This is a genomic window from Xanthomonas sp. DAR33341, from assembly GCF_003992815.1.
Taxonomy (GTDB): Bacteria; Pseudomonadota; Gammaproteobacteria; order Xanthomonadales; family Xanthomonadaceae; genus Xanthomonas; species Xanthomonas cissicola.
This window is the reverse complement of the sequence record NZ_QEYV01000036.1, coordinates 20485-35164: the sequence shown is the minus strand read 5'-3', so window position 1 is coordinate 35164 and position 14680 is coordinate 20485. Positions and strand designations below refer to the sequence as shown.

The 14680-nt window shown below is 65.2% G+C and carries 5 protein-coding genes and 1 pseudogene; 2 read left to right on the top strand and 4 right to left on the bottom strand.

Going from position 1 to position 14680, the window contains the following annotated elements; all coding sequences use genetic code 11:
- The 3 genes and pseudogenes from EO156_RS18475 to EO156_RS18455 form a co-directional block, all read right to left on the bottom strand.
- Positions 1 to 4246: Ig-like domain-containing protein (locus EO156_RS18475; protein WP_126936767.1), on the bottom strand; the 4246-nt coding region annotated here is incomplete at its 3' end.
- Between the two features lie 395 nt (positions 4247 to 4641).
- A pseudogene (locus tag EO156_RS18465) lies at positions 4642 to 7459 on the bottom strand (TonB-dependent receptor).
- 472 nt (positions 7460 to 7931) lie between these two features.
- Positions 7932 to 10289 carry a hypothetical protein gene (locus EO156_RS18455; RefSeq protein WP_029829138.1) on the bottom strand — a complete coding sequence of 786 codons (2358 nt, stop codon included), beginning with the start codon at positions 10287 to 10289 and terminating at the stop codon, positions 7932 to 7934.
- Positions 10290 to 10755: 466 nt separating this feature from the next.
- Here EO156_RS18455 and EO156_RS18445 point away from each other — a divergent pair, with 466 nt between their 5' ends.
- Positions 10756 to 12327, top strand: a complete 1572-nt coding sequence (locus EO156_RS18445; RefSeq protein ID WP_016850106.1) for a S53 family peptidase — start codon at positions 10756 to 10758, stop codon at positions 12325 to 12327.
- A 410-nt stretch (positions 12328 to 12737) separates the two neighbouring features.
- Positions 12738 to 13805, top strand: a complete 1068-nt coding sequence (locus EO156_RS18440; RefSeq protein WP_026007026.1) for a DUF5694 domain-containing protein — start codon at positions 12738 to 12740, stop codon at positions 13803 to 13805.
- Between the two features lie 524 nt (positions 13806 to 14329).
- On the opposite strand, the gene EO156_RS18430 is transcribed toward EO156_RS18440, so the two are convergent.
- Positions 14330 to 14626, bottom strand: coding sequence for a hypothetical protein (locus tag EO156_RS18430; RefSeq protein ID WP_011051661.1), 297 nt, complete (start codon positions 14624 to 14626; stop codon positions 14330 to 14332).
- Positions 14627 to 14680 lie beyond the last annotated feature (54 nt).

The following is a 14680-nucleotide window of genomic DNA, read 5'->3' as shown; positions in this document are numbered from 1 at the left end:
CGGGCTGCAAGGTGGGCCATTGCACCGGCAAGCGTTCACGCGAGCCGTCGTTGTATTGCACCGTCACGAAACCCGGCAGCGTCGGTGCATGCCCGACCACCGCGCTCACCGTCGGCAACGGCTGCACGGTGTTGATCTGCCCGGGCGGCGTTGCGCGTACCCAGATGGTGGCCTTGACGGGAATCGCGCCTTCGACCAAGCCTTGCAGTTCCACCGCACCTTCGCGGCCCAGGCGGCTGGCGGCGAGCTCGGACCATTGCACGGCCACCGGCAGCACACTGCCATCGGCAAAGAATGCGGTGATCTCTTGTGGCAGCGTCGGCGCCTGCCCGGGGGCCGTGCGTAGATCGATGGCCTCCGTCTGTTTGGGCAGCTCGGACAGCGCCTGCCACTCGTCCACCCCAATGGCGGCATGTCCGTTGGCCGTCGTCTGCATCGTCAACACCACGCGCAGCGCGGTGGTGACTACCGGTGCAAAGCTGGCGGTGCTCGCCGCGCCGGTCGCCGCTGCGGCAATCGGGTAGCCGCTCTTGCTGACGATGTCCTGCCAGCGTCCGTCCTGCAGCATCTGCAACTTCCAGCTGGCAGGCGCGGCCACTCCGCCGTTGGGCTGGTCGTTCCACAGGTAGAGCGCACTGGACGACAGCCGCACCGGGCGCGGCCACTGGTACTGCAACCACACCGTTGCCGGCTGGTCGAGCCCATAGCTGCCCCAGCGCAAGCTACCACTGGGAAAACTGCCTGTCTGTGGGATGAACCCATCGTTCAAGGCCTGCACGCGGTACTGCATGCCGGTGAGCTGCGCGCTGACACTGGCCACGGCCTGCAATGGAATGCTCTGCAGCGGGCGCGAGGCCGGTGCGTTGACCTGCACATCGGCATGCCCCATCAGCGCCCCGTCGTTGGCAGCCAGACGCAAGGTGTATTGCCCGGCACGGGTAAAACGCACGGATGTCTGCAGCGCGGCGGCATCGGCAAACACGGCATCGCCGCCTTCCGGCGCCTGCTGCACGCGCCAGCGCACCTGCAGCGTGCCATTGGGCACGCCGTCATCGCCAACGCGCCCTTGCACCACCACCGCGCCATCGGCGCCGGGCGTGTCCAGCTGCCATGCCTGCACCTGCGGTGGCGCATTGCCCACGGACGCCGGTGCCGGCAGACCGCTGTCGAATAGCTGGATTTCCTTGATGCCGGTGCGCGCCGTGCCGGCGTGCGTCACCACCACGCGCAACGCTGCGGCATGGATTGTCGGAAAGCGCACCCGATTGCGATTGCCCTCCGCCATCGTGGCATCGCGTACCTGCCCGGGAACGTTCTTCCACGCACCGCTGCCATCTTGGTATTGCACGGCGTAGATCCACGGTGCCGCGTAGCCAGGCTGCGTTCCGGACGGAAAGCCGTTCTGATCGCCGCCCGGCGACGAACTGCGATAGAAGTACAGCACCACCTGATCCAGCGTGCGCGTGCCGCCCAGGTCCAGCGCGATCCAGTCGCTGGCCGACGGCGAGCCTGCGGTGCCCCAGAACGGCGTACCGGCGGTACTGCCATCCACCGCCGCCGTCGCCGGCAACCCGGCAGCGGCAAAACTGGCGCTGACACGCGCACCCTGCGCCAGGTTGCGGCTACGCGCTGGCGGCAGCGTCACATCCACGCCGGCCTTGGCCAGGATCTGCGCCACCCGCGTGCCAGCGGCGAACGCTACCTGCGTCATCGACGCCAGTGCCGCGGGACGGGCTTGGAGCACGTGCGCTGCGCCATTGCGATTGACCGCATCCGGCGCGGCACTGACCTGCCCGCTGGCCGGGTCGTAGATCACGTGTGCCAGCCGATCCACGCAGAACGCCAGGCGACCATCCAGGTAGACGCTATAGCCCTTCGGCACTCGGCCACCGTAGTGGCTGCCATCGCGATCCCAGACGATGCTCAGGTTGCGGTCGCGATAGCGCAGATTGTCGGCGGCGAAATGGTCCCAGCCGATATCGATCGGATACAGCTCGATCTTGCCGTCGCTGCGCGGGCGAAATCCCATCGCATCCTCGATCATGCTGAAGTTGGTCGCACCCAGCTGGGTATGGTGGATCCAGGAGCGATAGCCGATCTTGCCGCCGCGGCTGGCACCGCCCTTGGCCCAGAATTCGTTCTGGTCCGGATAGCGGTTGTCGCCGTTGATAAAGGGCGCCCAGGCGTTCCAGTAGAGCAATTTGCGATAGCTCTGCGCGTTCAGATACGGGCTGGGGTAATCGCGCAAGACCGAGCCGAACAGACGAAACGCCACGGTCGCATTGATGGTGGAAAAATTATTGCTGCCCACATCGGCGCCGCTGCCGCGCGCCTGCATGTCCACCTGGTTGGCGGTATAGAACGGAAACAGCGGGTATTGCGCTGCGTCGGCGAACAGCCGCAACGCGCGCACGTACTTGGGGTCGTAGTCGGTATCGCCCTGCCTGGGCATCAAGCCCATGCTGAAGGGATAGTAGTTGTTGGTTTCCTTCCAATCGACCGCGAGTCGCGGCCCGTCGGCTCGGCGATGCTTGAGCAGATCGCCGTACAGGCCGACCGAGTCGGGAGTATCGCTGCGATCCTGCCACAACACCTCCAGCACCGCCTTGCGGATGCGGCGCGCGGTGGCCTGCATGCGCTGCGCAGTGGCAACATCGCCCGCGACCGTCGCGGCCTGCGCCGCCGCCTGCGCGTTGGCATAGACGTAGGCGCTCTCGGTGCGGTCCATGCGGATCTGGCCGTGCTGGTCGGCCCAGTCGAACGACACCGCATCGGCGTCGTTGCCGGTCATCGCCGCCCAGTCGTACTCGATCAGCCCATTGTGGTTGAGATCGTAGGCCGCCAGCACGCCGTCCACGTCACCGCTGCCATAGCGTGCCAGCTTGCCCGCCAGCGTCGCCGGCCCGCCGTGGATCTGCATCGACCGCCATGCCGCGGCCGTGATGTATTGCGCGTAGGAATTGGACCAGTTCTCCGGCGAGCCAGGGTTGTCGGTGTACTTGCCACCGCCCGCGGTCTCGCCCGCGCTGAGCCAGGTGCCATAGGCATACAGCGGATTACGCAGGTATTTGAGATCGTCCAGGAACATGCCGGCGGTCAGCACGATCGCGTTGTCGTAGCCCAGCACGCCTTCGATGGCGACCGGGAACTGGTAGTCGTTGCCGGGCACATCGGCATCGAGGAAGTTGAAGCGCAGTACCCACCAGCGATAGAACAGGCTCTTGCCGATGTTCTCGTTGGGCGTGTCCAGGTATGGCAGGTTGTCCACCCACCAGCGGTTGTAGCTGGCCACGTGCTGCTGGTAGGCCTGCTGCGGCGTTTGCGCGGCAATGCGCGTGTACTCGGCGCGGGCGTCGGGCAACTCGCGGGTGAGCATGCCGAGCTGCAGCTTGACTGGCGCGGTTTCGCCGCTCGCGGGGATGTCGATATCGCGCACCAGGCGCTGCCCCTCGACATGGAAGCCATCGCCGGACAGACGGGGAAAGACCGTCGTGATGTGGTTGTACGCGTCGAATGCGCCGGCCAGCTCATTGCCGTCGGCGTGCTGGGCGATCGGCGAAGCTGCTTGCAGCGATACCGTGTGCGCCGCGCCGTCCAGGCTGGACAGCACGACGCTGGCGACTGCCACGTTCTGCTCGGTGATGTACTTGACCAGCCGCATGCGCACGCCCGCGCCGGCATCTTCGAACACCGTCGTGAAATAGCTCGGTGTCTGCCGCCGCTGCTGCGCACGTTCCTTCCATTGCACACGACGCTTGCCCAGCGTGGCGTGGATGCGGAACAGCGCGTCGTAATCGGTGGCGTGCCAATACGCCACCTGCCCAACGAATCCCGGCGCATCGGGCGCGTGATAGCTCAGATACGCGGCGCGACCACGCGTAAACAACCAGTCGTTGTGATCGTCGAAGCCACCGCCAGTTCCCTCGCGGGCCAGCATACGGTCGATCCAGAAATCATTGCCCGGTGCCTGCCCTGCCCCATGCGCGATATCGGCCGCGTAGATCCTTGCCAATTGCCCGCCGGGCGCAAACGGCACCGCGGTGGCAGGCATCGGGTGGTCCAGGCCGCGAAACAGCGGCTCGCCGATCATCGCGTTGGGCTGAGCGATCGGCGCTTCCTGGGCGACTGCAAGGGGCCAGCCCAGCACGATGCATGTCCACAACAGCGCAGCAGCGCCGATGCGTCGGGTCAAACGCAACCAGCGCCGGTGCCGCGCCAGGAACGATTTCCAGCGTAAATCCCTCATGACATCCATCCCATTGACGTGCAAGACAGCGCGATCGATGCGGCGGCTGCGCGCATCGACGATAAACAGCTGCGCTCCTCCCCACTGCATTGCAACCGATGCAATGCAGCCGCCTCACCATAGTTGTTTGCGCTGGCGACACCTGCGCCAACACGAAGTGCAGCGATGCAAAGCGAACCGCGCTGTGCGTCCTTCGCCACCACACGCAGCGACTGTCGTAGATGACGCGAACGGCCGGCCGCGAGCCTACCGGCTGACGCAGGCCATGCAGCGCAACTAAAGCGCTCTGCAAGGCAGGCGCCCCCTTGCTCGGTGCGGCACGTGCCGCGCGTCCACTGCGTTCCAAGTGCGCTGTCTACTCCGCCCGACACCCGCTTGCTGTCTTTTTTGCAGCTCTAAAACTCCACTCGCAGCCGGCTCCAGACATAGCGCCCGAGCGTGTCGTAGGTGCTCGCTTCGGTATTGGCAGCATTGGAGTAGCTATAGAACCGTGGCGGCTTGCGGTCGCCAAGATTGTCGATGCCCACCGCCAGCGTGCTATGCAGCGATGCGATCCTCCGGCTCAACGAGGCGTCGTGGTACACCACCGAGCCAATCCGGAAATACGCGCAACTGCCGTCGGCATTGGTGTCCGCGCAAAAATCTTCGTACTGGCTACCGTTGACGGTGCGGCCCAGATAGCGGGTGTTCCAGCTCGCATGCCACGGGCCGTTGTCCCAGGCCAGATTGGCCACGGCGCGCCAGCGCGGCATGTTGCCCCAGCTGGAATTTTCGCCGACGTAGTTATGCGGATCGCCCGCAAAGCGATAGCTGGAGAAGAACGTTGCATCCAGCCCCATCGCAAACGTGCCCCAGGCGGTGTCGGCCAGCGTGTAGTGAATGCCAGCGTCGTAGCCGCGAATATCGACCTTGCCGCTGTTGTATGCGAACGGCACCGACACCCGCGTCAGCTGTCCGTTGGCATCGCGTTGAATCAGCGGGCAGAACGCGGCTTCGCTGCCGTCGAAGCAATCGCTGACGACCTGCTGCAAGCCGACACCGGTCAGCATGTCGTCCAGCACGACTCGCCAGCTGTCCACGTTGAGCGATAGCCCGCGTACCCGATCCGGGTCGTAGACCAGCCCCACATTGTAAGAGCGGCCACGCTCGGGCTTGAGCTTGAAGCCAACGTTATTGGCGCCGGAGGTCACCACGTTGAACTGCGCGGTGTTGGTGTAGCTGCCATCGTTGGGCACGTTTGCGCAGGCCGGATTCGGCGCGCCGGTAAAGCCCGTGCACGGGTCCTCGAAGTCGCCCGTGTTGTCGACCACGCTGTTGTAGGGCGAGCCATACAAATCACCCAACGCCGGCGCCCGGAACACCTGCGAGCCGGTGGCACGCACCAATAGATTCGCGATCGGCCGCCATTCGATCGCAACCTTGCTGTTGGTGGTGTTGCCCCAGGCGTCGTAGTTGGAATAGCGCGAGCCCAGATTCAGGTTCAACACATTGGCGAACGGCGCATCCCTCAACAGCGGCACCAGCAATTCCGCATAGGCTTCCCTGACCGACTCCTCGCGCCCCTGCTTGAGGATGCAGCCGTCGTCGTAGTCGCAATTGCCATCGGCATCGGCAGCGGCCACATCGCTGGTCGTCCCCTGCGCGAACTTGTTGGTGCGATACACCAGGCCGACGGCTGCCTGCACCATTCCGGCCGGCAGTTTGAACAGATCGCCATTGGCGCTGATATCGACAAAGCGCATCTGGCTTTCGTCGATCAGGTCCACCGGTCGCTGCGTGTTTCGCAATGCGGCGATGGTGGACGGGTCGTCGGGGTTGAAGATATTGATCGGCGTGCAGCCGGCGATCACGGCGCCCGGCGCGCCGCACTTCACCACCCCGTCGCTGTCCAGGAACGAAGCGCCTACCGCGTTATTCAACGCCGAGGTGATCGAAAAGCCGGTGCGCACCAAGGTGTCCTTGTAGCGTGCATAGCCGGCCGCCGCATCCCATTGCCAACTGCTGCCGTCCACGCGCCCGCGCAAGCCGGCCACGACATTGGTCTGGAACATGGTGGAGGTGTAGACGCGCGTATTGGCCTGAGTGGAGCGCAACAGGTAACGGTCCAGCGCATCGCCGAACGGGTTGTAGTAGTTGTCCGCTGCGTCCTGCATCTCCATGGCGTACGCATCCAGCCGCGAGATGGTCTTGCTGCGGGTCCAGAACACGTCCATGTAGCCCTGCACGCCGGGGGTGAAGTCGAAACTGCCGTGCAGCGAGGCATTGGTGCGTTTGATCGGAGTGATCAGGTACTGCGCATCGTAGACGTTATAGCTGTCTGTAGCCGGTTGATACGGGCGGAATGCGTCCTGGCCCACCGGCCCGGGCGGCACGCCATCGACCGGGGTCACCCGGCGCCCATCGGTCAGGAAGGCGCGCGTATTGCCGCCGCGAATCTCGCTGACCTGCCCATCGAGATATTCCACCGCCTTGGCGGCGTAACTGCGGTCGCGATTGAACACCGGGTTCATCGAATTGCGGCTGAGACCCAGGATCAGCCCGCCGCGGTCCCAGGTCTTGCCCCATTCCAGCCCGAGCGTGCGTCGATTGGCATCGCCATGGGTGCTCTGCGCGTAGTCCACGGTGGCGGCGAATCCGTCGTATCTGTCCTTGAGGATGACATTGACCACCCCGCCGATCGCATCGGAGCCGTACACCGACGACGCACCGTCGGTGAGCACTTCCACGCGCTCCACCATCGCTGCGGGGATTGCGTTGACGTCCACGCCGGGCGCCGACGCCACGCTGCTGGCAGGCCCCGCCATGCGATGGCCGTTGACCAACACCAACGTGCGCTCTGGCCCGAGATTGCGTAGCGACACCAGCGCGCGGCCGTGACTGAAACCGGAATTGAGTGCAGGCCCGGCCTGGAAGCCGGCCAATCATCGGCAAGCGCTGCAGCAACTGCCCCAGCGTGTTCTGCCCACTGTCTTCGATACGCTGCCGGTCGATCACCACGACCGGGCTGGCGGTTTCGGCGTCGACACGGCGTAGATGGGTGCCGGTGACGTTGACCTGATCCAAGGTCTGGGTGGCATCGTCTGCGCCATCGCCACGCTGTTGCGCGGCGGCCGGCACGGCGGCAACTGCCAGTGCAAACAGCAGGGCGTTGACGAGCCTGGTGGTTTGCAAGACGCGTCGTTTGGGAACAACAGCAGTGCGGCTGGACGACATCGGAAATCCTTGTGCTGACACAGGGTACGGCCCACCTTCCTGCATGGCCGCGCACGGCCAAGCAGCACCGGCACAACGCACAGACGGAGGGATCGATCACGACGGAGACTGCACCGGCCCGCCGTCTCAACGGCAGGTCTCTACGCATGCAAGGAAGGCGACTGCAACGACACCGCTCTCCCCTGAGAGCGCATGGTTTGACACACGCGTTACGTTAAAAAAATCTTGCGGTAACCCCACTGCGCCGTCTTGACGAATTTAGTCGGGACGCGTGCGGAAAATCGCGTGCTTGGGCCTGCATTCGGGCATGCCTGCATTGCCCAAGCAGCAGCATATCGGCACGATCATCCGATGTGCCCTGGTCTCCGTGATCGACCACAGCACCTGCATGCGAACAGCGAGGCGGCACTGCGGTGCGCGATGTCCGGCAACACTGCAGCAACGGCGGCGCTCGATCATCGCGTCGCCGTTGTCAGGCGTACCACGCCTGCACCCTCACCAGTGCAGCAGCGCCCGGCAAGGCCACGCGATCTGTATGCGGCCCCTGCGCATTCGCCGGTTTGCCATCGACCAGCACGCGCTGCAGGCGAGTGCCTGCGGGTGCACGCAGGGTGAGCCAGGTGCGGGCGGGCGCGCGCTCCGGCAACTGCACATCGGCATTGATGCAACGCGCCACCGTGTCGGTGCGCAGCGTCAAGGCGACCGTGCCCCAGCGCGTCGGCGCCGCGCTGATGCCCACCGGCGCACCGCTGCCCAGCCAGGCGCGCGGTACCGCACGCGCGAGAAACAACTGCTCGCCGGCGCTGTCGTCGCTGACCAGCATCCAGCGCAGCAGCAAGGGGATGGTCATCTGCGCCGGTATGCAGAACAACGGCATGCCGCCGGTGATGCCGCTGACTTCCCCGGCCGTCCAACTGCCGCGCGTGTGCACTTGATAACGATGCGCGTAGACGAACAACAGATATTCTTCGATGCGATCCAGCCGCAGCAACTGTTGCGCATAGCCATAGGAAATGAAACCGAGCAGATCGCGGCTGCCCGGCTCCGGCGGTGCGATGTTGGCCACCACGCCAATGCTGGTGCCGCCATGGCCACGCAGGCAATCGATCACCAGGTGGGCCAGGTCGTGCGGCAACACATCGGCCTGCAGCAGTTCGGCATATGCACGGTGCGGCCATTGCTGTTCGCTGGGCTTTTCCTGCAGCAACGATTGGCGAAAGGTCAATGTGGTGCCGGGCAACGGGCCCACGTATGGCGGCGAGAGGTCGCGACGCACGTTGGCACGCAGGCTGGCTTCCAGTCGCGCACGCAGCTGCGTGGCGCGGCGTTGCCATTGCGTGGCCTGGCCCGCATCGCCACCGAGCGTGCTCCACACCTGTGCGATATCTTCCCAGCCGCGGATGGTCAGCGCGCTGTTGGCGTAATACGGTTTCCACCATAGCGAAGGATCGGGAAACAGGCAGGCATCGGATTCGTTCCAGCCGTGCAGCAACCCATGGCCATGCGCCGTGCGCGGCAGTGCCAGCGCCTGGTCGTGCAACGCGCACAACACCTGCGCGGTGGCGGCGATCTTGGGCAGCACGCGGCGCAGCCGTGGCGCATCGCCGGTGTAGCGCAGATACCGCGCCAGCAACGACAAGGTGAGCCCGAACTGCCCGACTTCCGGCCCGCGCATGTTCGGCAGGCCATCGTCCTGCACGAACGCGTCGAAGTAGTTGTCGAGCACCGCCGCAGCTTGTGCAAAACGTCCCCACTCCAGGTTGGCGTAGAACGAGCTGGTAAACGTGTCCTGGAAACCGTCGTATTCGTTGCCGTAGTAGTCGCGTTCCACCGCGCCATACTTCGGGTAATCGCCGCCGGGGCGCACCACCAGCTCGCGCGCGAACGCGAACTGCGCCATGTCGTTCCAACTGGCATCGGGAAACTGCGCCTGCACGGTGCCGTCCAGCGCCTGCTGCCAATACGCAGCGAAATCGATCAGTGCCGCGTAGAACTGTTCGGCGGTGGCGGCGCTGCGGGAGGGCGCAAAGTCGGGGTAGCTGTGGGTGTAGTGCACCGCGACGACGGCGCCGGCCTTGACCTGCATCGTGCGGTGCCAGGTTTGCACCACAAAGCGATCGCGTGCCCGCACGTCGGCAAACACCAGTACGTCGTACCAGCTGTCGGGCTCGCCCTCGCGGCGCATCACCTTGCGCACCGCGGGCATCCAGCCGCCGAGCATGCCTTCTTCGCGGCGCTTGATCAGCGCTTCCTCGCCCAACTCCTTGAACGCGTGTTCCGGCCGCGAGGTGCGGCTGCGGCCGTTGGGCAGGATGGGCATGGTGTCCAGGCTTTCGCGTGTTCCGACAAAGGTGGTCCACGGCCAGCGCCCGCCATTGTCCTTGGGGTCGAGCAAGGAGGCCGGCGGCGGCGCCACGTCGCGCACCTGCGCCTCGTCCGGGTCGCCGTCGCGCAGCAGGCGGTCGGCCAGCAGGTCGGCTTCGGCCATGGCCACCTGCGCCAGCGGCAGCCCGAAGTACGGCGTGCCCGCGGCCGGATAGACCGGCTCGGTGCGCTTGTCCAGCCGCAGCATGCCGCTGTCGCTCCACAACGTGAGCTGGCCTTGCGCATCGTCCAGATGTTCGTAGACGGTCCAATGCTGCTGCAGGTGGGTGAAGCTGCACAGCGTGCTACCGACATGCGCGGCCGAAGGCAGCGGTTCCAGGCGGGGCAGTGTCGGCGCCGGCAGCGTGCTCGCAGCCGACGCCGCGGCCGGCGTTGCCAGCGCGGCACCTGCACCGACCGCCGCGGTGGCCGCCATGCCCTGACGCAGAAAGGTTCTACGGTCCATCGTTGCTCCCTCGAATGATCGTGGCCCATCGTGCGCGCGTTCATGCACGACGTCTTGTGACAGCGGTCAGACACCCGTGCGGAAATCTGCACATCTCGACGGGGCAGTGACTGCCTGCCGTCGTACGCGCCGTCGCCCTGGCTGCGTCAGGCCGTCAGCACGATCAACCACGCGGCGCGCTGTCGCAGGATCTGAGGCACGCGCGGGCGATGCTGATCTTGCTGCAAGCGCTTGCCGTTGCGTGCCATTGACCAGGAGCCCACCAATCGATGCGTGCGCGCTTCGTATTGCCGTCCATCGCACGCGGTATCCCGCTGCACAGACAACCCGCGCATGGCATTGAATGCACACTGCCGTGCTGCTGGCAGCCGTGCGTATCGCGGTGGGTCGCGCAGCACGCGACGGCTGGATTTGGATCTATACCAACCCACTTTGACTCACCCACTTCGATGGAGTTCTCCCCAGCATGCACACGATCCTGGCCGGCAGTGAGCGCCGTCCCGCACCCTCCACTGTCGAGGCCGGACAACCGCCGCAGGACGAACGCCTGCGCGTCCTGCTCGCGGTGCGGATGCCTGCATTGAATGCCGCTGCCGATGCGCTGCTGCAATTGCAGCCCAATACGCTGCCGGTTGCGTTCACGCGTGCGGAGTTCAGCGAACGCTTCGCCGCCGGTGCGGCAGATCTGCAGGCCGTTGCCGACTTTGCTGCCAGTTATGGCTTGAGGATCGAGCACGCGCACGCAGACAGCGGCAGCGTGATCCTGGAGGGCACCGTGCAGCAGTGCGAGGCCGCATTCCAGGTCAGCTTGCGCGACTATATCGATGGTGCGATGCGCTATCGCGGACGCATCGGCCCGGTATCGATTCCACAGGCCCTGGGCGGCATCGTCACCGCCGTGCTCGGGCTGGACGCCCGCCCGCAGGCTCAGACCCTGCCCAGCGCGCCCGAGGCGAGCGCATCCTTGCCGCCTGCGATACAGCCCACTCCACCGGCCGACAGTCGGGATGGTCCGATCATGCAATACACGCCGCCGCAGCTGGCGCAGCTCTACGGCTTTCCCGAGCATGACGGGCACGGTCAATGCATCGGCATCATCGTGCTGGGCGGCGGCTATGCACGCGACCAGATGACCGCCTATTTTGCGCAGCTACGCGTCCCCATGCCGACACTGGTCGATGTGCTGTTGCCCGGGGCAACCAACGCCGTCAGTCGCGGCAATGCAGATGCCGATGTCGAAGCGCAGATGGATATCCAGATCGCCGGGGCAATCGCGCCGGGCGCGAAACTGGTGATGTATTTCGCGCCCAACACCGACAACGGTTTTCTGGAAGCGATCAATGCCGCCATCCACGATGCAGAGCACTCACCTGGCATCATCGCCATCAGCTGGGGTTTCACCGAATCGCAATGGACGCCGCAATCGCGCCAGGCCTACGACTGTGCGTTTCGGGCCGCTGCGTTGATGGGCATCACCGTGTGCATTGCCGCTGGCGACGATGGCGCAAGTGACGGGCAGCCAGGATTGAATGTCTGCTTTCCCGCATCCAGTCCGTTCGTGCTCGCCTGCGGCGGCACTCGGCTCCAGGTAACGGCGGACAGCGCCAACGAACAGGCCTGGGCGAGCGGCGGCGGCGGAGAAAGCAGGTTCTTTGCACGTCCTGCCTGGCAGAACAATCTGCGCCTCACCGATGCACAGCACCAGTCACGCCAACTGCGCATGCGCGGCGTCCCCGATGTGGCGGCCAACGCCGATGCGCAGACCGGCTACTACCTGTCGATCAACGGGCAGCCCGCCGTGATGGGCGGCACCAGCGCTGCCGCACCGTTATGGGCGGCCTTGCTGGCACGCATCTACGGCGCAAACCGCATGCAACCCCACTTCGTGTTGCCGCGCCTGTACGGCCACCCGGAGGCATTCCGCGACATCGTTGCCGGCGATAACGCTGGCTTCCGCGCAGCCACCGGCTGGGACGCCAATACCGGGTTGGGCGTGCCCGACGGTGCGCGCTTGGCTGAGGCATTGCGGCACAACTGAGCAGAGCGCCCGGTGTGAGCGTCCGTCGCGACACGTTGGACGACTTGGAAACCGATGTGCAAGCCGGTAGGGCGCTACTCCATTGCACGCTCGCTTGGCATAGGTGCATTGCGTGTGGGTATGCCAGGCGCTGTGCCTGAGACATCTGCATCAAGCGAGCGCATTGGCGTGCGCATTCGCCAACGCCCCTGCCATTTGACGCATGACTTTCAGGCCAGGCCCGATGCCTGCAGTCTCGCTCACACTCGCCGCACGTCTACCGCCGCAAGGATGGCTTACGGCGGCGCGGATGGAAACATTCCACAAGGAGCGTCATGCAGGTTTCCAGTCCCTTACGAACCAGAACGCGTCGACACTGCCGGTGCGCCTTCCGCAGTCTCGCCGTGCGCGCGCGCCGTGCTGCGTAGTGCGTGTTGTGGTCGGCGTTGCTGCTGCTCACGCCCTGCATCGCGCAGGCGCAAGTGGACCTGTCGCGGTTGGATGCAGAGATGGCCGCGCCACGCACGCAGGTACTCGTTCTTGGCAGCGTGCATCTGTCGCAGTTGCCCAAGGGCAGTGACATCGGTGCAGCACGGTTGCAACCGCTGATGGACCGCTTGGCCGCTTACAAGCCCACCATCATCACCGTCGAAAACCTGTCTGGCGAAACCTGCGATCTGATGCGCCGGCATCCTGCGGTCTATCTACCCGAAGACACCACTCACTATTGTCCCGACACAACCGACGCTGCGCGTGCCACCGGTCTGGATGTGCCCTCCGCCATGGGCCAGATACGCGCCGCATTGAAGACCTGGCCAGAGGCGCCCGCGCCAGCACACCGTCGCCATCTGGCAGCGCTGTTCCTGGCCTCCGGCGATCCATCGTCAGCGCTGGTGCAGTGGTTGCAGCTTGCACACGCCGAGCAGCGTGCCGGCGACGGGCTGGACGCTGCGCTGGTCGCGCGCTTGCGTAAGGCGGAACGGCGCCCCAACGAGAGCATCCAGATCGCCGCGCGGCTGGCGGCACGGCTTGGCCTGCAGCGTGTTTACCCGGCCGACGATCATACCGGCGACAATGTCGATCTCGGCGATCCGGTGGCCTATGGCGAAGCGATTCAGACCGCCTGGGACAAAGCCGCACCACGTGCACGTGCCATGCGCGAGCACGAAGACCAGCTGGCTGGCGAAGGCAAACTGCTGGAGCTGTACCGCGCGATCAATCTACCGGCCAGCCAGCAGCTGGCGATTTCTGTGGATTTTCGCGCTGCGCTGAGCGAGGACTCGCCGGAGCACTACGGCTATCGCTACGTGTCCGGTTGGGAAATCCGCAACCTGCGCATGGTATCGAACGTGCGTGCCAGCTTTGCCGAGCAGCCCGGTGCATGGGTACTAGCGGTGGTCGGCGCCATGCACAAACCCTGGTTCGATCACTGGCTAGGACAACTGCAGGGCGTGGATATCGTGGACGCGGCGCAGGTGTTGGGCGATGACGGGCACTGACGGCCGAGGGTAAAGCGATTACGGCACGACGCGCTAGGTCGAAGCCTGGTTAGTGAGTACGTGATGCCCTCTTCGTGTCTGCATTGTAAAAAACGCGACACTTCGAGTGCGCGGCGCCCTCGCCAGCTCGCGGGACGCGCCGTGAATCCATCACTGGGGCTCGCTGGCGGCATCCATGCCGCCAACGGTCCCGCAATCGGCGAGGACACCGCACCCAACCGTTGGATGGTGGTTTTGGTGAAAGCGAAGGAAAGGGCAAAGCCCTCTGCCGGTTGCTTTGCCGAACCATGCGCACCGACCATCTCGATTGGTCCTTGCCCGCCCACCCTCGCGGGTCCCTTGGCGGCATGGATGCCGCCAAGGAGCTTAGATGGACGTACTTGCAGCGTGTCCTGCGATGGTGGGCAGGCAAGGACCCTGCAGCAAACCCGCAGCGTGGACGGCGCGGTGCACCGATCGCTCGCCAGACACGCCTTGCACCCAATGCAACAGGTCGAAGACCGTCGTCGTGTAGGCCGAACCGCTCAGGTCGACACGTCCAACAAGCTCCCCAGCATCTGGTCGGAGCGCCGCAACACATTGGCATTTGCCTGGAACTCGTTGCGTGCCGATAGACCTTCGACCAGATCGGTGGCCGGCGCAGATGGATCGGGGCTGGCATTCACCACGCGTGCCGCCACGCCGCCGTTGGCCTGGGTAGCGGCCGCGACAGACTGACGCGGGCTGCCGTCCACCGGCTGGCGGGCTACATTGCTGGCCGCCACCTGTTGGCGCAGCGCGGCGACCTGCATTCCGGAACTGGCGATACTGCTGATGCTCATGATGGCTCCGGCGTGGCGGCGAGTGGATTCGAACAAGGCTCAACTCATTGCAGA

What these genes read in the sequence shown, in the direction of transcription:
- EO156_RS18455 (WP_029829138.1), bottom strand. Translation starts at nt 10,289, where the DNA reads ATGGACCGTAGAACCTTTCTGCGTCAGGGCATGGCGGCCACCGCGGCG.
- EO156_RS18445 (WP_016850106.1), top strand. Translation starts at nt 10,756, where the DNA reads ATGCACACGATCCTGGCCGGCAGTGAGCGCCGTCCCGCACCCTCCACT.
- EO156_RS18430 (WP_011051661.1), bottom strand. Translation starts at nt 14,626, where the DNA reads ATGAGCATCAGCAGTATCGCCAGTTCCGGAATGCAGGTCGCCGCGCTG.